This window comes from Escherichia sp. MOD1-EC5433 (assembly GCF_002966005.1).
Classification (GTDB): Bacteria; Pseudomonadota; Gammaproteobacteria; order Enterobacterales; family Enterobacteriaceae; genus Escherichia; species Escherichia ruysiae.
Genome location: NZ_PTRL01000002.1, coordinates 162,944 through 187,807, shown reverse-complemented (window position 1 = coordinate 187,807; position 24,864 = coordinate 162,944). Strand labels below are relative to the sequence as shown.

The following is a 24,864-nucleotide window of genomic DNA, read 5'->3' as shown; positions in this document are numbered from 1 at the left end:
TTCTCTCCTTCAGGCTGATGCGCGTGACGCCAGCCACTGACGTAATTGTTTTTTATCGACTTTCCCGACCGCCGTCAGCGGAAGTGAATCCACACACTCCACGCGATCCGGTAATTTAAATTCGGCAATACCCTGCTCACGCAGGAAACGACGCACCTGCACTGCACGCAGCGGCTCTTTCACCACCAGATAAGCGCAGCTTTTTTCGCCCATCAGCTCATCTTCCATGCTCACCAGTGCGGCGTAGATCACCGCCGGATGGCGCAGCAGCAGGTTTTCGATCTCTTCGGCAGCGATCTTCTCGCCGCCACGGTTGATCTGATCTTTCTCGCGCCCCTGCACGGTGATGTAACCGTCTGGATCAATGGAGATCAGATCGCCAGAACAGTAAAAACCGTTGGCATCAAAGGCGCTGGCATTGTGCTGCGGGCTTTTGTAATAGCCACGGAAGGTGTACGGTCCGCGCGTCATCAGGCGTCCAACTTCCCCTTGCGGCAGTGGATTTCCGTCAGCATCGGCGACCCACACTTCATCATCCGGACACATTGGGTAACCCTGGGTATGGATAATTTTCTCCGCGCTATCATCAAGACGGGTGTAGTTCACCAGCCCTTCCGCCATGCCGAACACCTGCTGCAACTGGCAGCCAATCTCTGCGGGAATACGCGCCGCAAGCGTGGCAGAAAGACGCGCGCCACCGACCTGTAACAGTTTTAGCGAGGCAAGCTGCGCCCTGCTTTCACCTTCAGCCAGCGCCTGTAACCACAGGCTTACCGCCGGCGGCACCAGCGCGGTGACGTTGACCTGATGTTTTGCAATCAATGGGAAGCAGAGCGTGGCGCTGGGATCGGCCGCCAGAACCACTGTGCCGCCAGCGAGAAATACCCCCAGCGATCCTGGTGAACTCATGGCGTAGTTGTGCGCCGCCGGAATCGCACACAGATAGCGAGTCTGTTGCGTGAACTGACAAATCTCGACGCTACGGCGCACGCTGTAGTAATAGTCATTATGGGTACGCGGGATCAGTTTCGGTGTGCCGGTGGTGCCGCCGGAAAGCTGGAAATAGGCCACTTCATCGGCAGGTGACGGCGTGGCAGTAAAATCTTCTGCCGGATGGTTAATCACATCCTGCAAATTGTGCTCGCCGCTGTCGTTGTGCAGTTGCACCACACGAATGGAGGAATGGTCTGTGACGAAAGTATTGAGGAAATCATCCCCGCTAAATAGCGCATGTTGGCGATCGGCAATCAGTAACGCCGGTTCAATCTGGCTGGCATAGGCGTTCAGTTCACTACGCTGATGGCTGAACAGCGCCAGCACCGGCGCGACGCCCAGTTTCAGCAGCGCAAAAAAGGTAATGTACAGTTCAGCGACGTTACCCAACTGTACCAGCGCGGTTTCGCCCGATTTAATTCCCTGACGGCGCAGGTTACAGGCGAGATTATCCGCCGCCTGATTCAGTTCCCGATAACTCAACTGCCGCTCGCCGTCGATAACCGCGATGCTGTCACTCGCGGCGTGGCGGGTCAAAATGTCGGTCAGCGGCAAATCCTGCCAGTAGCCTTTTTCCCGATAGCGACGGGCAAACTCTTCCGGCCAGCGGGTGAATGGGATGCTCATCCTCGCTCCTTAATGCAATCCAAAAACGTTCAACATGGTAGAAAGTTTGACGCCGGTTTCGCGCCATTCGCTAAGTGGTGATGACGCAGGCACAATCCCCGCTCCGGCAAACAGGCGCACCTGATTTTTCCGCAGCTTCGCGCAGCGGATGGTCACCACCCACTCGCCGTTACCTTCGCTGTCACACCAGCCGACAATGCCGCCAAACAGTTCGCGGTCGAACGGCTCCAGTTCAGCAATAACCTGGGTCGCGGCCTGATGCGGGAAACCACTCAGCGCGGGGGTCGGATGCAGCAGACAGGCCAGTGTCAGTGCGTTTTCTTGCGAATTCGCTTTACCTTCAAAGGGTGTTGCGAGATGCCACAGCGTCGGCGTGGTGATCAGTTGTGGAGAGGAAGGAACGTGTAACTCACTGCTGCGCTCGCGCAGCACCTCTTTCATCGCCTGAGTCACCAGTTCATGTTCATGGCGATCTTTTTCTGACGCCAGCAGACGATTACCCGCTTCCCTGTCCAGCACTTCATCCGGCTGACGACGCGCGGAACCGGCTAACGGAATGGAGCTAAAACGCTCGCCGTCTTTACGTAGCAGCAGTTCCGGGCTGGCCCCCAACAGGACGCCACCATCAGCCAGCGGGACATGGAAGTTGTAACTAACCGGGTTTTGCGCAATCAACCGTTCCAGCAATACGCCACTATCAATGGCGGCGTCAGTGGTGATATCAATCAACCGTGACAACACCACTTTGTCGACCTGCGGCGTGGCGGTAAGTGCAGCAGCGCGAGCAACCATCTGTTCAAACGTGGCTTGTTCTGGAATTGCCTGGCGTTCCACCACGTTCAGCGCCTGGCTGCGGGTGAAACGGCGCGCGGAAGCTTGTTTTTCTTTGCGGGAGAATGGCTGCCAGGATTCGGGAATATACAGCGACGAAGGCTGGCGTGGATCGAAGGGAATCGCCCCGACCATCACCGGATTTTTGATGCCCTGCGCTTTGGCATCGGCAAACAGCGCGGCGAGTTTTTGCTGGAAGGGACTGTCGGGCGAATCCCCGTTCACAGCCGGTTCATCGAAGCGGGCGAAACATCCTGACGTCGTAAAACTGCGGTACGGCGACATAAAGAAAAAGCGATTGGGCGCAAGTGTTGCCATGGTCTGCTGTACTTCCTCAGCCAGTGACGTATCCATATCATCCTCCACAAAATGATAAAGGCTTTAATAATGATTATCATTTATATTTTCGGTCGCTAACCTAAAAGCAAACGCGCACTATGTCAACTCTTGAGGTAACGCAATCTGCAACTCGGGGTTGCATCTGCTTGTCGTTACAATGAAAATGAGAAGCATTAACTTCATTAATAACAGGAAGCTGATTCGTGAGACTCGCCCCGCTCTACCGCAACGCCCTTCTATTAACAGGACTTTTGCTTTCAGGAATAGCCGCAGTTCAGGCTGCCGACTGGCCGCGTCAGATTACTGACAGTCGTGGCACTCATACCCTGGAAAGCCAACCGCAGCGTATTGTTTCCACCAGCGTCACCCTGACCGGCTCACTGCTGGCGATTGATGCTCCAGTGATCGCCAGTGGCGCGACCACGCCGAATAACCGCGTAGCGGATGACCAGGGCTTTTTACGCCAGTGGAGCAAGGTGGCGAAAGAACGCAAACTGCAGCGGCTCTATATCGGCGAACCAAGTGCCGAAGCCGTTGCCGCGCAAATGCCAGATCTGATTTTAATTAGCGCCACCGGCGGCGATTCGGCGCTGGCGCTGTACGATCAGCTTTCCACCATCGCCCCGACGTTAATCATCAATTACGACGACAAAAGCTGGCAGTCGCTGTTAACGCAGCTTGGCGAAATTACCGGACATGAGAAACAAGCGGCAGAGCGGATTGCACAGTTTGATAAGCAACTGACGGCGGCGAAAGAGCAAATCAAATTACCGCCGCAGCCAGTCACTGCCATTGTTTATACTGCTGCCGCGCACAGTGCTAATCTCTGGACGCCGGAATCAGCACAAGGGCAGATGCTGGAACAACTCGGCTTTACGCTGGCGAAGTTGCCCGCAGGGTTAAACGCCAGCCAAAGCCAGGGCAAACGCCATGACATCATTCAGCTTGGTGGGGAAAATCTGGCGGCAGGGTTAAATGGCGAGTCACTATTCCTGTTCGCCGGTGATCAGAAAGACGCCGATGCTATTTATGCCAATCCGCTGCTCGCGCACCTGCCCGCAGTACAAAACAAGCAGGTTTATGCGCTGGGAACCGAGACGTTCCGTCTGGATTACTACAGCGCCATGCAAGTGCTGGATGGGCTTAATTCACTGTTTAAAAAAGATTGATAAAACATACAATTAGAGCACTAACAGTCCCCTCTCCCCTCCGGGGAGAGGGTTAGGGTGAGGGGAAAATGCACCTTTAACTAATTCTCAGACGCTGCCGCTTGTGGCGGCGTCTGGCGAAAACGTCGCAACTCCACCAGCACCAGCAACAACAACACGCCGATAATCAACAAACCAAAACCGCTCACGCTTGCGGAGGCCACCGGTGTCATCATCGCCCCCAGACCGCCCAGCAGCGCCGCGCCTATGGCATCGCCCGTCACGTTCTGCGCCGTCCACAAACCGTTAATCCGCCCTAACATTGCTTCCGGGGTTTGCGTTTGCAGCATTGTATATTGCAGCAACGAACTAACCGCGCTCAGCCAGCCGAACAGCGCCAGACAAACCACGCCTAAAATCCACATCGGCATCAGGCCAAACAGACCAATGGCGAGGAACGATCCCAGCGTGGAGAGCAGCATCAATAACCCTGGTCGCGCGCTATGTGCCAGCTTCCCGCTGGTTAACGCGCCAATAGCCGCACCGAGCGGGATCGCCGCATAGAGAAAACCAATCTGTGCCGCCGACATCTGCCAGTTGTCAGCCAGCGCCGGATACAGTACCCGCACCGCACTCGCCATCGTCAATAAACCACCCAGCAGCGCAATCCCTCCTACCAGCGGGCTGGCGAGCAGAAAACGAAACGCTGCCAGAAGCGATTTCAGCGGATGCTCACGCGGCTGCGGCGGCGGTGGCAACGCCGGAAGGCTTAACAACGGTAGCAAGGTAATAAACGTGCCCGCCGCCGCCAGCCCGTAGTTCCAGGCTACGCCTCCGGTCGCCAGCAATAAACCGCCAATCATGGGCGAAATCACCGACCCCAGACGCACGGTCAACATGGTGATCGCCCCGGCCTGCATTAAGTTTTCACGTCCTACCAGTGCTGGTGTCGCCGCCAGTAGCGCCGTAACGCCAAGCGATGCGAAAAAACCATCCCATAAACCAAGTAAATAGATTGCCAGCAATGACGGCTCCGGCAGCAGCACGTTCAGGCACAGTCCAATGAAGCCAATGCCACAGGTGCCGCGCGCCAGCAAAATCACTTTTTTGCGCTCATAGCGATCCGCCAGCACACCGCCGACCATCAGGCCAACAAACATCGCGCCGCCGGTCAGCGTCACCGAAAGCCCCACCTGCCAGGTAGAATGCGTCATCATCTGGATCTGCACCGGTACCGCGACGCCGAGCAAACCCAGAGACACAATTGAGATAAAACGAGCGAGGAATACTGCACGAAACGCCGGGTGCGTTTTCAACAGGCTGAGGTTAAGCAGCCAGGATTGTTTATTCATTACAATGCCTTGCCATCAAATATTTTAAATACCTATTCTTAGGCTGCACATGCTAACATATCCAAATAAGATCGATAACGATAATTAATTTCATTATCATGGAAGTTCGTATGTCTGGTTCTGTTGCCGTGACACGCGCCATTGCCGTGCCCGGATTGCTGTTATTACTGATTATCGCGACGGCATTAAGCCTGCTCATTGGGGCAAAATCACTCCCCGCTTCCGTAGTGCTGGAGGCCCTCTCCGGCACCTGTCAGAGCGCCGACTGCACCATCGTGCTCGACGCGCGACTGCCGCGCACCCTTGCCGGTTTACTTGCAGGCGGCGCGCTTGGCCTTGCCGGGGCGTTGATGCAAACCCTCACCCGAAATCCACTTGCCGACCCCGGATTGCTTGGCGTGAACGCCGGAGCCAGCTTTGCCATTGTGCTGGGTGCGGCGCTGTTTGGTTACTCTTCCGCACAGGAACAACTGGCGATGGCCTTCGCCGGGGCGCTGGTGGCCTCGTTGATTGTTGCCTTTACCGGCAGTCAGGGCGGCGGGCAGTTAAGTCCGGTGCGTTTAACTCTGGCGGGTGTGGCGCTGGCAGCGGTGCTGGAAGGGCTGACCAGCGGCATCGCCCTGCTTAATCCTGACGTCTACGATCAACTGCGTTTCTGGCAAGCCGGTTCGCTGGATATTCGCAATCTACACACCTTAAAAGTGGTGCTGATCCCGGTGCTGATCGCCGGAGCAACCGCGCTATTACTGAGCCGCGCACTGAACAGTTTAAGCCTCGGCAGCGACACCGCGACGGCGCTGGGCAGTCGCGTGGCGCGCACACAGTTAATTGGTCTGCTGGCGATTACCGTGCTTTGTGGTAGTGCGACAGCGGTAGTTGGCCCGATTGCCTTTATCGGCCTGATGATGCCGCATATGGCGCGTTGGCTGGTGGGTGCCGATCATCGCTGGTCGCTGCCCGTCACGCTGCTCGCCACCCCTGCCCTGCTGCTGTTTGCCGATATCATCGGGCGTGTGATTGTTCCCGGCGAGCTGCGCGTTTCGGTGGTCAGTGCGTTTATTGGTGCGCCGGTGTTGATCTTCCTCGTGCGACGTAAAACGCGAGGTGGCGCATGATTTACGTCTCTCGCCGATTAATCATCACCTGTTTGCTGTTGATAACTGCCTGTGCGGTGGCAAGTGTTTGGGGATTACGCAGTGGCACCGTGCCACTGGAAACCTCGCAGGTATTCGCCGCGCTGATGGGTGACGCACCACGCAGTATGACGATGGTGGTCACCGAATGGCGTTTACCACGCGTGCTGATGGCGCTGTTGATTGGCGCGGCGCTGGGCGTCAGCGGCGCGATTTTTCAGTCGTTGATGCGTAACCCGCTCGGCAGCCCTGACGTAATGGGCTTTAACACCGGAGCGTGGAGCGGCGTACTGGTGGCGATGGTGCTGTTTGGTCAGGATCTGACAGCTATCGCGCTGGCAGCAATGGCAGGCGGCATTGTCACTTCTCTACTGGTCTGGCTACTTGCCTGGCGTAACGGTATCGACACCTTTCGGTTGATTATTATCGGCATCGGCGTTCGCGCCATGCTGGTGGCCTTTAATACCTGGCTGTTGCTGAAAGCGTCCTTAGAAACGGCACTAACCGCAGGATTATGGAATGCCGGATCGCTCAACGGCCTGACGTGGACAAAAACCTGGCCTTCCGCGCCCATCATTATATTGATGTTAATTGCCGCCGCCTTGTTGGTACGGAGAATGCGCTTGCTGGAGATGGGCGATGATACCGCCTGCGCGCTGGGCGTCAGCGTCGAACGCTCGCGTCTGTTAATGATGCTGGTTGCCGTAGTACTTACCGCTGCTGCCACTGCCCTGGCGGGGCCGATTTCCTTTATTGCTTTAGTCGCACCGCACATTGCCCGGCGCATCAGCGGCACTGCCCGCTGGGGACTAACCCAGGCTGCGCTGTGTGGTGCGCTGTTACTGCTGGCAGCCGATCTCTGCGCCCAACAACTGTTTATGCCGTATCAACTTCCGGTTGGCGTCGTTACCGTCAGCCTCGGCGGTATTTACCTTATCGTCTTGTTAATTCAGGAGTCTCGCAAAAAATGACCGAATCAGTAGCCCGTTTGCGCGGCGAACAGTTAACCCTCGGATATGGCAAATATACCGTTGCGGAAAATCTGACTGTAGAAATTCCTGACGGTCACTTCACGGCAATTATCGGGCCAAATGGCTGCGGTAAATCCACTTTACTGCGTACTTTAAGCCGCCTGATGACGCCTGCTCACGGGCATGTCTGGCTGGATGGCGAGCACATTCAACATTACGCCAGTAAAGAGGTTGCACGCCGGATTGGTCTGTTGGCGCAAAATGCTACCACGCCGGGCGATATCACCGTGCAGGAGCTGGTGGCGCGTGGACGTTACCCGCATCAACCGCTGTTTACCCGCTGGCGCAAAGAAGATGAAGAAGCGGTAACGAAAGCGATGCAGGCCACGGGAATAACTCATCTGGCAAATCAAAGCGTGGATACCCTTTCTGGTGGACAACGCCAGCGAGCGTGGATCGCGATGGTGCTGGCACAGGAAACGGCGATTATGCTGCTCGACGAGCCGACCACCTGGCTGGATATCAGTCATCAAATTGATCTACTGGAATTATTGAGCGAACTGAACCGCGAGAAAGGCTATACCCTGGCGGCGGTGCTGCACGATCTTAATCAGGCCTGTCGCTACGCCAGCCATTTAATTGCGCTGCGGGAAGGAAAAATTGTCGCTCAGGGAGCGCCGAAAGAGATCGTCACAGCTGAATTGATCGAGCGTATTTACGGTCTGCGCTGCATGATTATTGACGATCCAGTAGCCGGAACGCCATTAGTGGTGCCGCTCGGACGAACGGCACCATCAACCGCCGTGATTTAAACTAACCGATCTTCCATCATGGCATCCTGTTTTCTGGATGCCATTGCATGATGTAAGAGCACACTGCCACAAGCAACCATACCGCCGATCAAGGCGGAAAGGATCACAATAATCGCTTTTCCTGGACCGTCTTTTTTCACCGGCAAGGATGGGCGCAACTGATATTTAAATGGCGGAAAAGTAACATCGTTGACATTTGCTTTTGTTAATTGATCGACAAGATATTGACGATTACGTAATTCAACGTTCAGTTCCGCAACATCGGTGACTGATTTTTCAATTTCAAGTTTACGTTCAATACCGTCTGCGCCGAGAGAAATAGAAAAATCAGGGTCATCTTTAACAGCCTGACCATTACTATAAACAGGCTTTTTAATTCCTGCCGCATTGGCAATATCCAGTGAATAATTGAGCCGCTGAATATTTGCATCAAGCTGGTTTTTCGTTTTAATGCGATCCTGAGCCAGTTTTTCTTTTTCAAACTGGGTTCTGATTTCCAGTTTATTACGTATGTTTTCTATCGACTCTTTCACCACCAACGTTGAGATATAATCGATATAACCAGCCAATACTGTCTGCGCTTCTTCACTGGTTGGCGCAGTGAAACTTAATGTCCAGGAGGTATACAACGCGGGCTCATCTTTTTTCTTACTGGCGTTGTCATCAACCGCTTTCATTTTTTCGCTCAATGTGACAATAGCGCGATGCAGCTCCTGTTCATCAATCTTCGCCTCTTTTAATTGATCCATGACATAAGGGGACGAACGCAGATAGTCTTCCAATAAACTCACAGACTGAAATTTCTTGATAAACAGGTTAAACACACCGTTGCGATCGATATTGGCATCCAGATCCAGCACGCGGAGTTTGGTGAAGACCTTCTCCAGATCTTGCCACTGGACAGCCTCTGCGGGCGTGATAACTGCCGAGCTGGTCCATTTTTGCGGCAAAATGAAAGACACCAGTAACCCGATACAGGCAAAGGCTAAAGCCACCGCTATTACCCGCGTTTTTGCGTACCACAAAACTTCGATAAGTTTAAGTAAATCAATTTCATTATTACTGGGCGACGCCAGATGATAATCGGGAAAATGAGAATCGCTTCCCTGCTTAATATTCAGTGATGACATGCGATATGACCTGAAATGAGTCCAATAAGATTAAATCTCCACGGCGCTCACTTTATCAGTTAGCAAGAATTATCCGAAGCTGAACTTTGTAAATTCCCCTCACCGAACACAACATTAAGCGTGTTTTCAGAGAAGCAACTGAGGATTCATCATAATAATAAATAATAAAATCCACAATCATTTACAGTAATTATGGATTTTATTTAAGATAAAGTTATTTATTTAGCGTCGCCAAAATAATTGGCCCGATTTTTTCAAACGCCATTGGCGAGATAATATCCACATGCGCACAATCTAAACGATAAATATCCAGCTCAGCTACCCATGGCGACCAGGCGCGTTCAGGACTCATACCTTCCTGAAGTGTACGTTCAGCAACAAACAGCGTCGCTTTACCATCAAATGGTACGCTATGAGCCGTGCTTAACAGACGCACTGCATCAGCGTAATTACCTTCAATGGTGGTAAACAGCTCCGTCGACGCAGTTCCCTGCTGTGCCGCCAGGAAGGCTTCGCGCTCGCGGTTAATCTCCGCCAGCACTTCCGGGTCCAGACCGTTAGCTTCTTTTTCCTGCCAGTTTTGCGTTTCTGGCGGCCAGGTATCCAGCAAGCCAAGAAATGCCACCTGTTCGCCACGGGCACGCAACCGCGCCGCAATCCCCTGCGCCAGCGTACCGCCCAGCGAATAACCCAGCAGGTAATAAGGGCCGTGAGGTTGTTGTTCAAGTAACGTTGCCAGATGCGCTTCGCAGACTTCATCCAGGTTCGTCGCCGTCTGCATAGGTCCATGAGGGCGCGGCGACTGAATGCCAATAATCGACCATTGTGGATCGAGATAACGCGAGAGCACGCTAAACTGCCAGGCAAAACCGGACGCCGGATGGAAACAGAACAGCGTCGGGCCATTACCTTCACGCAACGGCAGAATGGTTTCGAATCCCATGCGCCGGGTGCTATCTTCTTCACCATCAATAATCGTTGCCAGTTTGGCGACGGTTGACGCAACCATCACCTGCCCCGGCGTCACCTGGCGGGCAAACTGCCGACTTAACTGCGCCGCCAGTTTCATCGCCAGCAGCGAATGACCGCCAAGAGCGAAGAAATCAACGTCGGCATCCTGCACATCACATCCCAGCAATGACGAAAACGCCCTGGCGATAATCATTTCGCTGCCCGCTTTCGGCGCTCGTCCCGGCGTTTGTGCTTTCAATTCCGGCAACGGTAAAGCTTTACGATCCAGCTTGCCATTGGCGCTAAGCGGCAACTGCGGAAGTTGCAGCAGAACGACGGGCACCATATGCGGTGGCAACGTTTCGCGCAACTGCGCCTGTAATGCGCTGGTATCCAGCGGCAGGCCTGATTGCGACACCAGATACCCTACCAACTGGCGCGCGTCGCCGCCGGTTGCTGCCGCCTGGTTAATCACACAAGCATGGGTAACGGCCTGTTCGACATCCGGCAGCGCCTGCATCACGCGGTCGATTTCGCCCAGTTCAATACGCTGACCACGAATTTTTAGCTGATCGTCACTGCGCCCGAGGTATTCTACCGCGCCATTTTCCAGCCAACGAGCAACGTCTCCGGTACGGTACATGCGTTCACCTGGAGCGAAAGGGTCGGCAATAAAGCGGCTGGCGGTCAGATCGGGGCGTCCAAGATACCCTTGCGCCAGTTGAATGCCAGTGAGGTAGAGATCGCCCGCCACACCCGGCGGCACCGGATGCATCATCGCATCAAGAATACGCAGCCCCGTGTTCCACACCGGATAACCAATTGGCACGCTGCTGCCGCGTACTTGTGCCAGTTCCTCGCCAAAAGCCGGATACCAGCTAACATCCACCGCTGCTTCCGTTGGGCCATAAAGATTATGTAACGGCGCGCCGGTTAACTGTTGCCATTCACGGCATAAATCGGCCGGTAACGCTTCACCGCTACAGAAAACCTGTTTCAACGTCGCACAACTTTTCCGGGCAGTTTCCGGTGTCAGTGAAGCAACAAACGCCGCCAGCATCGAGGGAACAAAGTGCGTGGTCGTCACGCCATATTCGACAAAGAATTGTTGCATAGCGAGCGGATCGCGGTGCGCCTCTGGCTCTGCCATCACCAGTTTCGCCCCCGCAATAAACGGCCAGAAAAACTCCCACACCGAGACATCAAAACTGCACGGCGTTTTTTGGGCAACGACATCTTCGCCTGTAAGCGGATAATGATTTTGCATCCACAACAGGCGGTTGACGATAGCCTTCTGCCCAACCATCACCCCTTTCGGCCTGCCGGTTGAACCAGAGGTAAAGATGATATAAGCCGTGTGGTGCGGTTGTGAAAGTTGCAGCGGCGCACTGCCCTGTGGAGTAAGCGGGGCGTTATAGCAAAGGCTGGTTAAATTGGGAACATCGCTAAAGCGCGGCAGTTGATCGTCGGTGGTGATTAACAGCGACGGGCGCGCATCTTCCAGCATCATTTTCAGGCGATCGTCCGGATAACCCGTATCCAGCGGTAGCCAGGCCGCACCTGCTTCAACTATCGCATGTAGCGCCAGGGTCAAAAAGACCGAGCGCGGTAATGCCACCGCCACGCTGTCGCCAGGTTTAACGCCGCGCTCACGCAGCAGATTCGCCAGCGCCACCACCTGCTCGCGCATTTCCCGATAGCTGAACTGATAATGAGCGTCAGCCAGTGCCGGAGCATCCGGCGTTTTGGCTGCCTGTTCTGCCACCAGCGCGCTCAGCGTGGTTTCAGGGATTTCTACCTGTGTGGCGTTGATCTGCGCCAACTGTGCATACTCACCTGGCAGCATAATATCGACATCGCCGCACAACAGCGCCGGATTCGCGGCGAACTGCGCAATCAGCATTTTCAGGCGTTCGGCGTGCTGGATTAACGTTGGCTCATCGTAACGCTGTTTATTGGCGAGGATCTCAATGCTCAAACCACCGTGTTCATCCGGGAACAGCGCCAGTTCAAGGTCATTAACCGGCCCCGTTGCCAGGGTGTGGGTTTGCGCCTGAACACCCGGAATATCCAGTTGGTAATCAAATACCTTGATATTGAGTACCGGACCGAACAGCGGTTCCTCTCCCGCCGCGCGCCCACTGTCACGGACAATTTGTTCGGCGTCGTAGCGTTGATGGCGGCGCATTTTTTTCAGTTGTGCCGCCAGTCGGGTTGCCAGTTGCGACAGCGTTTCTTGCGCTTCAATGTGAATACCCAACGGTAAAACGTTGAGCACGGGGCCGGTAGCCGTCAGCGCCGCCGAGCCCATTCGACGCATAAAGATGAATCCGGCGGCGTAGTCCATGCGGTTGCACAATCGCCCCAGCCATAAGGCCGCCAGCGCAAGTGCTAAATCGGTACGTTGCACACCGGGAAGTTGTGTAGCAAGCTGGCGGAATTCACCATCGGTAAATTCCAGTTTCAGGCGCAGAATATCTGCCGAGGCGCCGCGCCCCGCTAAAGGTGCAGACGAAAGTGACGCAGGTGGCGGCAGTTGGCGACGCTGTTCCGCCCAGAATGCCGCATCACGCTGCCAGGCCTCGCTTTCGCGGTACTGCTGGTACTCATCCACCACTTCAGCGAAAGGCGTAAACGGCGAAGCAGGCGTTGGTTCGCCACGCAGCCATGCACAGTAAATATTGGCGATCTGGCGGGTAATTGCCGGGAAACTGAAGCCATCGACCAGCAAATGGTGGTAACGCTGATACCAGTACCAGCGGTTATCCGCCACCTGAATTAACTGATGAAAGACCAGCGGTTTACCGCTATCGACGCGCAGGTTTTGTTGCAAATCGGCTTGCATTAAGGCCTGCGCAGTACCGTGTGGATCAATATTGGTACGCAGGTCGATAATTTCTGGCTGTTCAAACGTCAGCGCATCATCGACCCATTGCCAGACTTCGCCGTTATCTTCCGTAAAACGCATCCGCAGCGTATCCGCTTGCGCTAATCCGGCAACCACCGCGCGGGCCAGCAGCGGTGCATCAACATCTCCGGTTAACTCAACGTAATGCGCCACGCTCCAGGCAGAGGGTAAATCTGACAGTTTTTCTGCCATCCAGATGCCGGGCTGTGCGGCGACCAAAGGTAAATGCTGGCTCATTGTGCCTCCTGCAACTGGGTGAAATTCGCCGGTGTCAGAGTACGCCAGTGGGCTTCAAGCCACTGCTGACAGGACTCTTGTGACTGCGGCTGACACACAATGTCCCAGCCTGCCGGTAAGGCGCATTGTTGCGGCCACAGACTGAATTGCCCCTGCGCATTGCGCAAAATGTAAAACGCTCCCTGTGGATCATCGAAGGGATTACTGAATGCCATATTCAACTCCTGTCATGGAAAAGTGGTTGCCAGAGGTCGATTAGCCCCTGCATCAAGCCACCGCGCCAACAAAGCGCATCATGTCCGCCGTCAACCTGACGCCAGAAAATGGATTCTTTTATGGGGTGTAATTGCGCATACAGCGCCTGATTGGCCCGCATAATCATCGGCTCGCGAATACCCGCTTCCAGCACAATGCGCAGACCTTCGGCGCTAACTTCACCAGCTTTAAGCTTTTCAAGTAACACGCCCTCTTGCTGCCCGCCCCGATGCGGCCACCAGTACGATCCTGACTGGCTTAATACACAGCCAAAGCGTTCAGGCCAGTGCAGTCCGGCATACAGCGCGGAAAGTCCACCAAAACTCTGCCCGGCGACAACAGTGCGATCGGCACTATCGCTAAAAGGAGCGATTGTTTTCACCAGCGGCAGTAACTCTTGCTGTACTGCCAGCCAGAAATCCGCATTACACGGCAGTTCGCGGGCACGGTGCGTGGTGTCAATAGCATCGATCAACACATACACGGCGGGAGGAAGTTGCTGACGATGGGTCAGCGAAGTCAGCACAGGCCAGACGGGCATACTTTGCGCCCAAAATTCGCCATCGAGCAAAACTGCCAGCGGGCGTTCTTCTGCTGTTACATCGCCGGTGGTAAAAATCCATACACGACGTGAATTTTTCAACCATTCACTTTTCCAGATAATTTCTTTGGCAGGTATTTCTGGCGCTTGCGGACAATCCCATCCCGGTTGCAGAGGCGCTTGCGGCATTTCGAGTGCAGAAACAGCGTGCCCTCGCCCTCCTTTCCAGCTTTGCGGATTCAGCGGATCGGCTATCGCCTGGGGTAATAGTTTTCGCCAGCCCTCACGTAATTCGAGGCGATCGGGTGATGGTGCAGAAAAAATGTCATCGCGTTCAGTGGGAATAAAACAGTAGCTGCCGCGCCAGTTAGCACTGAGTTGTGTCGTCCACTGCCAAACGTCAGTGCCTGCAATGCGCTGCATCGACTGGGGCTGGCTGTTCTGATGGTGATCGGTAACGCCAGTGATATAAACCCATACGCGCTTTATCGTCGAGCGGTCTTCAGAACCTTGAGGGTCACGCCACCAGAAAGTGACCTGATATATTTCGTCATTCAGACGCTGCCATTCCGGGCCATGTTTCGACAGCCACCAGCTCTCACTTCCCACGTTTAACGCCGTCACACCATAACCCCATGTTTACTGTGCAATTTTTTATTGATTGCAGAAATATATTGATAATATTATTGATAACTATTTGCATTTGCAATAGCGTATTGGCGCGCCATGTCAAGCGCGCACATTAATTAACCAACTGCACTGCGTGTCTTTCAGGATCAAAGGTTTTCGCGGTAGCGGGAGGCGTCATGCTGATGACGACCATGCCCGACAGTTGCAATTCGTGGCAAAAATGCAGGAATAAAACAATGAACAAGAAGATTCATTCCCTGGCCTTGTTGGTCAACCTGGGGATTTATGGGGTAGCGCAGGCACAAGAGCCAACCGATACTCCTGTTTCACATGACGATACTATTGTCGTTACCGCCGCCGAGCAGAACTTGCAGGCGCCTGGCGTTTCGACCATCACCGCAGATGAAATCCGCAAAAACCCGGTTGCCCGCGATGTGTCGGAGATTATCCGTACTATGCCCGGCGTTAACCTGACCGGTAACTCCACCAGCGGTCAGCGTGGTAATAACCGCCAGATTGATATTCGCGGCATGGGTCCAGAAAACACGCTGATTTTGATTGACGGTAAACCGGTCAGCAGCCGCAATTCGGTGCGTCAGGGCTGGCGCGGCGAGCGCGATACCCGTGGTGATACCTCCTGGGTGCCGCCGGAGATGATTGAACGTATTGAAGTTCTGCGTGGCCCGGCGGCTGCACGTTATGGCAACGGCGCGGCGGGTGGCGTAGTTAACATCATCACCAAAAAAGGCAGCGGCGAGTGGCACGGTTCCTGGGATGCTTATTTCAACGCCCCAGAACATAAAGAGGAAGGCGCCACCAAACGCACCAACTTCAGCCTGACCGGTCCGCTGGGCGATGAATTCAGTTTCCGCTTGTATGGCAACCTCGACAAAACCCAGGCCGACGCGTGGGATATTAACCAGGGTCATCAGTCCGCGCGTGCCGGAACCTATGCAACTACCCTACCGGCCGGGCGCGAAGGGGTGATCAACAAAGATATTAACGGCGTAGTTCGTTGGGACTTCGCGCCTCTGCAATCACTCGAACTGGAAGCGGGTTACAGCCGCCAGGGCAACCTGTATGCGGGCGATACTCAGAACACCAACTCCGACGCCTACACTCGCTCTAAATACGGCGATGAAACCAACCGCCTGTATCGCCAGAACTACTCACTGACCTGGAACGGTGGCTGGGATAACGGTGTGACCACCAGTAACTGGGTGCAGTACGAACACACCCGTAACTCGCGTATTCCGGAAGGTCTGGCGGGCGGCACCGAAGGGAAATTTAACGAAAAAGCGACACAAGACTTCGTCGATATCGATCTTGATGACGTGATGCTGCACAGCGAAGTTAACCTGCCGATTGATTTCCTCGTTAACCAGACGCTGACGCTGGGTACGGAGTGGAATCAGCAGCGGATGAAGGACTTGAGTTCCAACACCCAGGCGCTGACCGGGACGAATACCGGCGGTGCTATTGATGGTGTGAGTGCCACCGACCGTAGCCCGTATTCAAAAGCAGAAATTTTCTCGCTGTTTGCCGAAAACAACATGGAGCTGACTGACAGCACCATCGTAACGCCGGGGCTGCGTTTCGATCATCACAGTATTGTTGGCAATAACTGGAGCCCGGCGCTGAACATATCGCAAGGTTTAGGCGATGACTTCACGCTGAAAATGGGCATTGCCCGTGCTTATAAAGCGCCGAGCCTGTACCAGACTAACCCGAACTACATTCTCTACAGTAAAGGTCAGGGCTGCTATGCCAGCGCGGGCGGCTGCTATCTGCAAGGTAATGATGACCTGAAAGCGGAAACCAGCATCAACAAAGAGATTGGTCTGGAGTTCAAACGCGACGGCTGGCTGGCGGGCGTCACCTGGTTCCGTAACGATTATCGCAATAAGATTGAAGCGGGCTATGTGGCTGTAGGGCAAAACGCAGTCGGCACCGATCTCTATCAGTGGGATAACGTGCCGAAAGCGGTGGTGGAAGGTCTGGAAGGATCGTTAAACGTACCGGTTAGCGAAACGGTGATGTGGACCAACAACATCACTTACATGCTGAAGAGTGAAAACAAAACCACGGGCGACCGTTTGTCGATCATCCCGGAGTATACGTTGAACTCAACGCTGAGCTGGCAGGCACGGGAAGATTTGTCGATGCAAACGACCTTCACCTGGTACGGCAAGCAGCAGCCGAAGAAGTACAACTATAAAGGTCAGCCAGCGGTTGGACCGGAAACCAAAGAAATTAGCCCTTACAGCATTGTTGGCCTGAGCGCGACCTGGGATGTGACGAAGAATGTCAGTCTGACCGGCGGCGTAGACAACCTGTTCGACAAGCGTTTATGGCGTGCGGGTAATGCCCAGACCACAGGCGATCTGGCAGGAGCCAACTATATTGCCGGTGCTGGTGCGTATACCTATAACGAGCCGGGACGTACGTGGTATATGAGCATTAATACTCACTTCTGATGCTAACGTCAGATTGTTGACAAAGTGCGCGTCGTTCATGCCGGATGCGGCGTGAACGCCTTATCCGGCCTACAAAATCTTGTCAATTCAATATATTGCAGGATAGTGTAGGCCTGATAAGCGTAGCGCATCAGACAGTTTTGCGTTTGTCATCAGTCTCTAATATGGTCGACATGAAAACTACGCATACCTCCCTCCCCTTTGCCGGACATACGCTGCATTTTGTTGAGTTTGAGCCGGCAAGTTTTTGTGAGCAGGATTTGCTCTGGCTGCCGCATTACGCGCAACTGCAACATGCCGGACGTAAACGCAAAGCCGAACATTTAGCCGGACGGATTGCTGCTGTTCATGCGTTGCGAGAGTATGGCTATAAATGTGTGCCCGCAATCGGCGAGCTACGCCAACCTGTGTGGCCTGCGGGGTTATACGGCAGTATTAGCCACTGCGGGGCTACGGCATTAGCTGTGGTATCCCATCAACCAACAGGTATTGATATCGAAGAGACCTTCTCTGCACAAGCAGCGGAAGAGCTGAAAGACAGCATTATGACACCAGCAGAATACAAGCTGCTTGGGGTCAGCGATTTACCCTTTTCTGTGGCGCTTACACTGGCATTTTCAGCGAAAGAGAGTGCGTTTAAGGCAAGCAAGTTACAGACAGTTCAAGGTTTTCTGGATTATCAAATAATTAACTGGAATAAACAGCAGATCATCATTCGTCGAGAGGATGAGAAGTTTGCTGTGCACTGGCAGATAAAAGAAAAGAGAGTCATAACGCTGTGCCAACACAATTAATTGACAATACCCGGTGCGATTCGCCCGCAGCCATTGCTGACTGCGGGCGAAAGTGTAAAGCAGGTGCCTTACCATCCAGACCTGACAACCGGATATGCGGGGATTGCTCCCCGCACAACGGCTACTTCTTCGGTTCGTAAGCGAGAACAGCCCTGAACTCAATATTACGTTCCTTCACCGTAAACTCACACAGCGAGTCTCCGACCAGAAGCGTAAATCCCAGCACCGTTAAACACAGCACTATGACTGCCACAAGGGCATATTTCGTCAGCATGTTTATATTGCCTCCATGCGAAGAAGGGACTACCATCCAAATTGTCTGGTTTGGAGTGGCAGCCCCAGGGTTGATAGAAATATCGTCCTGGGGCTTCATCTTTCCAGATCTCAGAGTTAACCTGAAACCGGAAAGCTTCAGGCACCCGCCGTTATCTTACCCTTTCTTAGCAAAATAGCTGTTTATTTATACAGTACAATCCTGTTCCGGACTTCGGCCGGCAAAACTCATCATTGCCTTAAAACGAGATCGCCCGCAGCCATCACTGACTGCGGGCGAAAGTGTAAAGCAGGTGCCTTACCATTCCTGACCTGACAACCGGATATGCGGGGATTGCTCCCCGCACAGCGGCTACTTCTTCGGTTCGTAAGCGAGAACAGCCCTGAACTCAATATTACGTTCCTTCACCGTAAACTCACACAGCGAGTCTCCGACCAGAAGCGTAAATCCCAGCACCGTTAAACACAGCACTATGACTGCCACAAGGGCATATTTCGTCAGCATGTTTATATTGCCTCCATGCGAAGAAGGGACTACCATCCAAATTGTTCGGGTTTGGAGTGGCAGCCCCAGGGTTGATAGAAATATCTCCTGGGGCTTCATCTTTCCAGACCTCAGAGTTAACCTGAAACTGGAAAGCTTCAGGCACCCGCAGCTATCTTACCCTTCCTTAGCAAAATGGCTGTTTATTTATACAGTTAATCCTGTTTCGGACTTCTCACTACTCATTTGATCAACCGAAGCTGAGCCAGTTTTTTTCTGCTCGCCCCAATCGTCAAAATTCTTCGCCGCCAGCCAGCTCTGCCACTACTGGTCACCTTGCAAAAGTAGCCAAATTGCTTCAGTAGCAATCAGTTCACCACCACCAAAAAAAGAAACATTCCAGAACTTCCGCATCTCGCCCTGCCGCTGCCACTTCTATACTGGAATGAAAATGCCAACATAAGAGAAACCTATGCCATTACCTGAGTTTCATATTTCTGAACCTTTTACCCTCGGTATTGAACTGGAAATGCAGGTGGTTAATCCTCCGGGATATGACCTTAGCCAGGACTCTTCAACGCTGATTGACGCCGTTAAAAATCAGATCACTGCCGGGGAAGTGAAGCACGATATCACCGAAAGTATGCTGGAGCTGGCGACGGATGTTTGCCGTGATATCAACCAGGCTGCCGGGCAATTTTCAGCGATGCAGAAAGTCGTATTGCAGGCAGCCGCAGACCATCATCTGGAAATTTGCGGCGGTGGCACGCACCCGTTTCAGAAATGGCAGCGTCAGGAGGTGTGCGATAACGAACGTTATCAACGGACGCTGGAAAACTTCGGCTATCTCATTCAACAAGCGACTGTTTTTGGTCAGCATGTTCACGTTGGCTGCGCCAGTGGTGATGACGCTATTTATTTGCTGCACGGCTTGTCACGGTTTGTGCCGCACTTTATCGCCCTTTCCGCCGCGTCGCCATATATGCAGGGAACGGATACGCGTTTTGCCTCCTCACGACCGAATATTTTTTCCGCCTTTCCTGATAATGGCCCGATGCCGTGGGTCAGTAACTGGCAACAATTTGAAGCCCTGTTTCGCTGTCTGAGTTACACCACGATGATCGACAGCATTAAAGATCTGCACTGGGATATTCGCCCCAGTCCTCATTTTGGCACGGTGGAGGTTCGGGTGATGGATACCCCGTTAACCCTTAGCCATGCGGTAAATATGGCGGGATTGATTCAGGCCACCGCCCACTGGTTGCTGACGGAACGCCCGTTCAAACATCAGGAGAAAGATTATCTGCTGTATAAATTCAACCGTTTCCAGGCCTGCCGTTATGGTCTGGAAGGCGTCGTTACCGATCCGCACACCGGCGATCGTCGACCACTAACGGAAGACACCTTGCGATTGCTGGAAAAAATCGCCCCTTCTGCACATAAAATTGGTGCATCGAGTGCAATTGAAGCACTGCACCGCCAGGTTATCAGCGGTCTGAATGAAGCGCAGCTGATGAGAGATTTCGTCGCCGATGGCGGCTCGCTGATTGGGCTGGTGAAAAAGCATTGTGAGATCTGGGCCGGTGACTAAGTCGGGAATTGCCTTACAGAAGAATATCCCTGACAATGGTGTTTTAACTTACATTTAACAATGTTATGAAACACCCTTTAGAAACCTTGACCACCGCAGCAGGCATTTTGCTGATGGCTTTCCTCTCTTGCCTGCTGCTGCCCGCCCCCGCACTGGGGCTGACGCTGGCACAAAAACTGGTGACCATGTTTCATCTGATGGATCTTAGCCAGCTTTACACTTTATTGTTTTGCCTGTGGTTTTTAGTGCTGGCCGCTATTGAGTATTTTGTTCTGCGCTTTATCTGGCGACGCTGGTTCTCGCTGGCGGATTAAACGTCGATTATCGCCGTACTTCGCGGCATACTTTGCTTATTCTCCTTCGCCTTAAGGAACGTTTATGGATAAGCAATCACTGCACGAAACGGCGAAACGCCTTGCCCTTGAGTTACCCTTCGTCGAGCTTTGCTGGCCGTTTGGCCCAGAGTTCGATGTCTTTAAAATTGGCGGCAAAATTTTTATGCTGTCGTCGGAGCTGCGCGGCGTCCCCTTTATCAATCTGAAGTCCGATCCACAAAAATCCCTGTTAAATCAGCAGATATACCCGAGCATTAAGCCAGGGTATCACATGAATAAAAAGCACTGGATTTCGGTGTATCCCGGCGAGGAAATCTCCGAAGCGTTACTTCGCGATCTGATCAACGATTCGTGGAATCTGGTGGTTGATGGTCTGCCTAAACGCGATCAAAAAAGAGTGCGTCCAGGCTAAAGCGGAAATCTATAGCGCATTTTTCTCGCTTACCATTTCTCGTTGAACCTTGTAATCTGCTGGCACGCAAAATTACTTACACATGGAGTCTTTATGGATATCATTTCTGTCGCCTTAAAGCGTCATTCCACTAAGGCATTTGATGCCAGCAAAAAACTTACCCCGGAACAAGCCGAGCAGATCAAAACCCTGTTGCAGTACAGCCCATCCAGCACCAACTCCCAGCCATGGCATTTTATTGTGGCCAGCACGGAAGAAGGTAAAGCGCGTGTCGCTAAATCCGCCGCCGACAATTACGTGTTCAACGAACGTAAAATGCTTGATGCCTCGCACGTCGTGGTGTTCTGCGCGAAAACCGCAATGGACGATGCCTGGCTGAAGCTGGTTGTTGACCAGGAAGATGCCGATGGTCGCTTTGCCACGCCGGAAGCGAAAGCCGCGAACGATAAAGGTCGCAAGTTCTTCGCCGATATGCACCGTAAAGATCTGCATGATGATGCAGAGTGGATGGCAAAACAGGTTTATCTCAACGTCGGTAACTTCCTGCTGGGCGTGGCGGCGCTGGGTCTGGACGCGGTACCCATCGAAGGTTTTGACGCCGCCATCCTCGATGCAGAGTTTGGTCTGAAAGAGAAAGGCTACACCAGTCTGGTGGTTGTTCCGGTGGGTCATCACAGCGTTGAAGATTTTAACGCTACGCTGCCGAAATCTCGTCTGCCGCAAAACATCACCTTAACCGAAGTGTAATTCTCTCTTGCCGGGCATCTGCCCGGCTATTTCCCCTCAGATTCTCCTGATTTGCATAACCCTGTTTCAGCCGTCATCATAGGCTACTGTTGTATAAAGGAGACGTTATGCAGGATTTAATATCCCAGGTTGAAGATTTAGCGGGTATTGAGATCGATCACACCACCTCGATGGTGATGATTTTCGGTATTATTTTTCTGACCGCCGTCGTGGTGCATATTATTTTGCATTGGGTGGTACTGCGGACCTTCGAAAAACGTGCCATCGCCAGTTCACGGCTTTGGTTGCAAATCATTACCCAGAATAAACTCTTCCACCGTTTAGCTTTTACCCTGCAGGGGATTATCGTCAATATTCAGGCGGTATTCTGGCTGCAAAAAGGCACCGAAGCGGCAGATATTCTGACTACCTGCGCGCAGTTGTGGATCATGATGTATGCGCTGCTTTCAGTCTTCTCGTTGCTGGATGTTATTTTGAATCTGGCGCAGAAATTCCCGGCGGCATCTCAGTTACCGCTGAAAGGAATATTTCAGGGGATTAAACTGATCGGCGCGATTCTGGTCGGCATTTTGATGATCTCGCTGCTGATTGGTCAGTCGCCAGCGATTCTGATCAGCGGTCTTGGTGCAATGGCTGCCGTTCTGATGTTGGTATTTAAAGATCCGATTCTTGGACTGGTGGCAGGTATTCAGCTTTCCGCGAACGATATGCTGAAACTGGGCGACTGGCTGGAGATGCCGAAATACGGCGCGGATGGCGCGGTGATCGATATTGGGTTAACCACCGTCAAAGTGCGTAACTGGGACAATACCATTACCACTATTCCCACCTGGTCTCTGGTTTCTGACTCCTTTAAAAACTGGAGCGGGATGTCAGCATCTGGCGGGCGACGTATTAAGCGCAGTATCAGTATTGATGTCACCAGTATTCGTTTTCTTGATGAAGACGAAATGCAACGTCTGAATAAAGCGCATTTGTTAAAGCCTTATTTAACCAGCCGCCATCAGGAAATTAATGAGTGGAACCGCCAGCAAGGGTCTACGGAGTCAGTATTAAATCTGCGCCGAATGACCAATATTGGAACCTTTCGTGCCTATCTGAACGAATATCTACGTAACCATCCACGTATTCGTAAAGATATGACCTTAATGGTACGTCAGCTTGCACCGGGCGATAATGGTTTACCGCTTGAGATATATGCGTTTACCAATACCGTAGTGTGGCTGGAATATGAAAGCATTCAGGCTGATATTTTCGACCATATATTTGCCATCGTCGAAGAGTTTGGTCTGCGACTTCATCAGTCGCCAACCGGCAATGATATTCGCTCTCTGGCGGGTGCATTTAAGCAGTAATTAAAAAAACCGCTCTCATCGAATGGATGAGAGCGGACATCGTTTTGTCGGATGTAGCGTGAATGCCTTATTTCCGACGCAACGTTTTAAACGCCACAAACAGGAATACAATCCACACCGGCAGCAGGATCGCTGACAAGCGCATATCATCCATCGTGCACATCAGCAGCAAAATCATGGCGAGGAAGGCGATGCAAAGATAGTTGCCGAACGGATAGAGCAGTGCCTTAAACTGTGTTTCTCGCCCCTGACGTCGCATCGCCGCACGAAAACGCAGATGCGCCAGGCAGATCATAATCCAGTTCAGCAGCAGCGTTGCTACCACCAGCGCCATCAGCAAACCAAACGCTTTTTGCGGCAGCAGATAGTTAATCAACACCACCAGTGAGGTGATCGCTCCGGAAAGCATCAACGAGTTGATCGGCACGCCGCGACGGCTGACGCGAGTCAAAAACTTCGGCGCATTACCCTGCACAGAAAGGCCAAACAGCATGCGGCTGTTAGAGTAAACCCCGCTGTTATACACTGACAGCGATGCTACCAGAATGACGAAGTTCAGCGCAGAAGCTACCACGTTGCTGTCGAGATTATGGAAAATCATCACAAACGGGCTACTGTTGGATTTCACTTCCACCCACGGATAGAGTGCCAGTAAAACCACCAGTGAACCGATATAAAACAGCAGGATGCGATACACCACCTGATTCACTGCTTTCGGGATGCTTTTTTCCGGATCGCGCGCTTCAGCGGCAGTAATCCCAATCAGCTCCAGACCGCCGAAGGAGAACATAATTACCGCCAGCGACAAAATCAGCCCATTCCAGCCGGTGGCGAAGAAACCACCGTAGCGCCAGAGGTTGTCGATACTGGCTTTCTCGCCGCCGTGACCAGAAAACAGCAGCCACAGGCCAAAGCCGATCATACCGATGATCGCCAGCACTTTAATCAGCGCAAACCAGAACTCGGTTTCGCCATATAAGCGCACGTTCACCAGGTTAACGGCGTTGATGATAATAAAGAAGGCGGCAGCCCAAATCCACGTTGGAACATCCGGGAACCAGTACTGCATATAGATGCCCGCAGCGGTCAGCTCTGCCATTCCCACCAGCACGAACATTACCCAGTAGTTCCAGCCAGAGAGGAAGCCCGCAAACGGTCCCCAGTATTTATAGGCAAAGTGGGCAAATGAACCGGATACCGGCTCCTCAACCACCATTTCGCCAAGCTGGCGCATAATCAGGAAAGCGATGATCCCGGCGACGCCGTAGCCCAGCAATACAGCCGGACCCGCCATCTGAATCGCCGGGCCAATGCCAAGAAACAGACCAGTACCAATTGCGCCACCCAGCGCAATCAGTTGAATATGACGGTTATGTAATCCGCGATGAAGCGTCGGCTCTTGATTCGACGCAGTATCTTCCGATACGGTTGACGCGTTTTTCACGCCTTTCCCCTGTGTGTCTTTTTTGTTGAGGGGCACCTTTTAACATTTAGTGCCCATCGTCGCAAGACACAATCCACACGGTTAAACAGGGTAT

General features: G+C 53.0%; 21 protein-coding genes and 1 pseudogene. 12 read left to right on the top strand and 10 right to left on the bottom strand.

The features are described 5' to 3' along the window. Positions 1-9: 9 nt before the first annotated feature. On the bottom strand, positions 10-1,620 hold the full coding sequence (gene entE, locus C3D30_RS05320) for a (2,3-dihydroxybenzoyl)adenylate synthase EntE (protein WP_000026763.1): 1,611 nt from the start codon (positions 1,618-1,620) through the stop codon (positions 10-12). Positions 1,621-1,629: 9 nt separating this feature from the next. Beyond that, positions 1,630-2,805 (bottom strand): isochorismate synthase EntC, encoded by a 1,176-nt coding sequence (gene entC, locus C3D30_RS05315; RefSeq protein ID WP_105286571.1) that lies wholly within the window; start codon positions 2,803-2,805, stop codon positions 1,630-1,632. A 188-nt stretch (positions 2,806-2,993) separates the two neighbouring features. Between entC and fepB the strand changes: the two genes are divergently transcribed. Further along, positions 2,994-3,959 carry a Fe2+-enterobactin ABC transporter substrate-binding protein gene (gene fepB / locus C3D30_RS05310; protein ID WP_001234321.1) on the top strand — a complete coding sequence of 322 codons (966 nt, stop codon included), beginning with the start codon at positions 2,994-2,996 and terminating at the stop codon, positions 3,957-3,959. An 80-nt stretch (positions 3,960-4,039) separates the two neighbouring features. On the opposite strand, the gene entS is transcribed toward fepB, so the two are convergent. Beyond that, complete coding sequence (gene entS / locus C3D30_RS05305; RefSeq protein ID WP_001041807.1) at positions 4,040-5,290, bottom strand: enterobactin transporter EntS; 1,251 nt, start codon at positions 5,288-5,290, stop codon at positions 4,040-4,042. A gap of 110 nt (positions 5,291-5,400) precedes the next feature. Here entS and fepD point away from each other — a divergent pair, with 110 nt between their 5' ends. From fepD to fepC, 3 genes are read left to right on the top strand one after another with little or no spacing between them, the layout of a single operon-like run. Continuing rightward, on the top strand, positions 5,401-6,405 hold the full coding sequence (gene fepD, locus C3D30_RS05300) for a Fe(3+)-siderophore ABC transporter permease (RefSeq protein ID WP_001295314.1): 1,005 nt from the start codon (positions 5,401-5,403) through the stop codon (positions 6,403-6,405). After that, entirely contained in the window at positions 6,402-7,394 is a 993-nt protein-coding gene (gene fepG, locus C3D30_RS05295; protein WP_000640922.1) for an iron-enterobactin ABC transporter permease, read from the top strand. Before fepD ends, fepG begins: the two co-directional genes overlap by 4 nt. Further along, complete coding sequence (fepC, locus tag C3D30_RS05290; RefSeq protein ID WP_000140652.1) at positions 7,391-8,206, top strand: iron-enterobactin ABC transporter ATP-binding protein; 816 nt, start codon at positions 7,391-7,393, stop codon at positions 8,204-8,206. Before fepG ends, fepC begins: the two co-directional genes overlap by 4 nt. Here the strand turns inward: fepC and wzz(fepE) are convergent. From wzz(fepE) to fes, 4 genes are all read right to left on the bottom strand, one after another. Then, complete coding sequence (gene wzz(fepE), locus C3D30_RS05285) at positions 8,203-9,336, bottom strand: LPS O-antigen length regulator Wzz(fepE) (protein ID WP_105286570.1); 1,134 nt, start codon at positions 9,334-9,336, stop codon at positions 8,203-8,205. The two genes, fepC and wzz(fepE), sit on opposite strands and share 4 nt — an antisense overlap. A 214-nt stretch (positions 9,337-9,550) precedes the next feature. Then, entirely contained in the window at positions 9,551-13,432 is a 3,882-nt protein-coding gene (gene entF, locus C3D30_RS05280) for an enterobactin non-ribosomal peptide synthetase EntF (RefSeq protein WP_000077690.1), read from the bottom strand. After that, positions 13,429-13,647 carry an enterobactin biosynthesis protein YbdZ gene (gene ybdZ, locus C3D30_RS05275; protein WP_000885782.1) on the bottom strand — a complete coding sequence of 73 codons (219 nt, stop codon included), beginning with the start codon at positions 13,645-13,647 and terminating at the stop codon, positions 13,429-13,431. Before ybdZ ends, entF begins: the two co-directional genes overlap by 4 nt. Positions 13,648-13,649: 2 nt before the next feature. After that, complete coding sequence (gene fes / locus C3D30_RS05270; RefSeq protein ID WP_105286569.1) at positions 13,650-14,852, bottom strand: enterochelin esterase; 1,203 nt, start codon at positions 14,850-14,852, stop codon at positions 13,650-13,652. Positions 14,853-15,094: 242 nt separating this feature from the next. Between fes and fepA the strand changes: the two genes are divergently transcribed. Continuing rightward, the gene (gene fepA / locus C3D30_RS05265; RefSeq protein WP_001034901.1) at positions 15,095-17,335 is read left to right on the top strand and encodes a siderophore enterobactin receptor FepA; all 2,241 of its coding nucleotides are present in this window, start codon (positions 15,095-15,097) and stop codon (positions 17,333-17,335) included. A gap of 173 nt (positions 17,336-17,508) precedes the next feature. Continuing rightward, a complete protein-coding gene (entD, locus tag C3D30_RS05260; protein WP_105286651.1) occupies positions 17,509-18,129 on the top strand; it encodes an enterobactin synthase subunit EntD in 621 nt (206 codons plus the stop codon). 121 nt (positions 18,130-18,250) lie between these two features. On the opposite strand, the gene hokE (C3D30_RS20560) is transcribed toward entD, so the two are convergent. Further along, complete coding sequence (hokE, locus tag C3D30_RS20560; protein ID WP_000956467.1) at positions 18,251-18,403, bottom strand: type I toxin-antitoxin system toxin HokE; 153 nt, start codon at positions 18,401-18,403, stop codon at positions 18,251-18,253. 351 nt (positions 18,404-18,754) lie between these two features. After that, positions 18,755-18,907, bottom strand: a complete 153-nt coding sequence (gene hokE / locus C3D30_RS05250; protein ID WP_000956467.1) for a type I toxin-antitoxin system toxin HokE — start codon at positions 18,905-18,907, stop codon at positions 18,755-18,757. Between hokE (C3D30_RS05250) and C3D30_RS20760 the strand changes: the two are divergent. The 6 genes and pseudogenes from C3D30_RS20760 to ybdG all read left to right on the top strand — a co-directional run bounded on the left by C3D30_RS20760 (position 18,876) and on the right by ybdG (position 23,326). Next, a pseudogene (locus tag C3D30_RS20760) lies at positions 18,876-19,105 on the top strand (hypothetical protein). The gene hokE (C3D30_RS05250) and the pseudogene C3D30_RS20760 sit on opposite strands and share 32 nt — an antisense overlap. Positions 19,106-19,358: 253 nt before the next feature. Continuing rightward, positions 19,359-20,477 carry a YbdK family carboxylate-amine ligase gene (locus C3D30_RS05240; RefSeq protein ID WP_105286568.1) on the top strand — a complete coding sequence of 373 codons (1,119 nt, stop codon included), beginning with the start codon at positions 19,359-19,361 and terminating at the stop codon, positions 20,475-20,477. A gap of 65 nt (positions 20,478-20,542) precedes the next feature. Continuing rightward, positions 20,543-20,791, top strand: a complete 249-nt coding sequence (locus C3D30_RS05235; RefSeq protein ID WP_105286567.1) for a DUF1158 domain-containing protein — start codon at positions 20,543-20,545, stop codon at positions 20,789-20,791. Positions 20,792-20,855: 64 nt separating this feature from the next. After that, positions 20,856-21,224 (top strand): MmcQ/YjbR family DNA-binding protein, encoded by a 369-nt coding sequence (locus C3D30_RS05230; protein WP_001601833.1) that lies wholly within the window; start codon positions 20,856-20,858, stop codon positions 21,222-21,224. 93 nt (positions 21,225-21,317) lie between these two features. After that, complete coding sequence (nfsB, locus tag C3D30_RS05225) at positions 21,318-21,971, top strand: oxygen-insensitive NAD(P)H nitroreductase (protein ID WP_021531112.1); 654 nt, start codon at positions 21,318-21,320, stop codon at positions 21,969-21,971. Positions 21,972-22,078: 107 nt separating this feature from the next. Next, the gene (gene ybdG, locus C3D30_RS05220; protein ID WP_001153148.1) at positions 22,079-23,326 is read left to right on the top strand and encodes a mechanosensitive ion channel YbdG; all 1,248 of its coding nucleotides are present in this window, start codon (positions 22,079-22,081) and stop codon (positions 23,324-23,326) included. 67 nt (positions 23,327-23,393) lie between these two features. Here the strand turns inward: ybdG and pheP are convergent, their stop codons facing one another. Beyond that, positions 23,394-24,770 carry a phenylalanine transporter gene (pheP, locus tag C3D30_RS05215; protein ID WP_000786317.1) on the bottom strand — a complete coding sequence of 459 codons (1,377 nt, stop codon included), beginning with the start codon at positions 24,768-24,770 and terminating at the stop codon, positions 23,394-23,396. Positions 24,771-24,864: the final 94 nt, after the last annotated feature.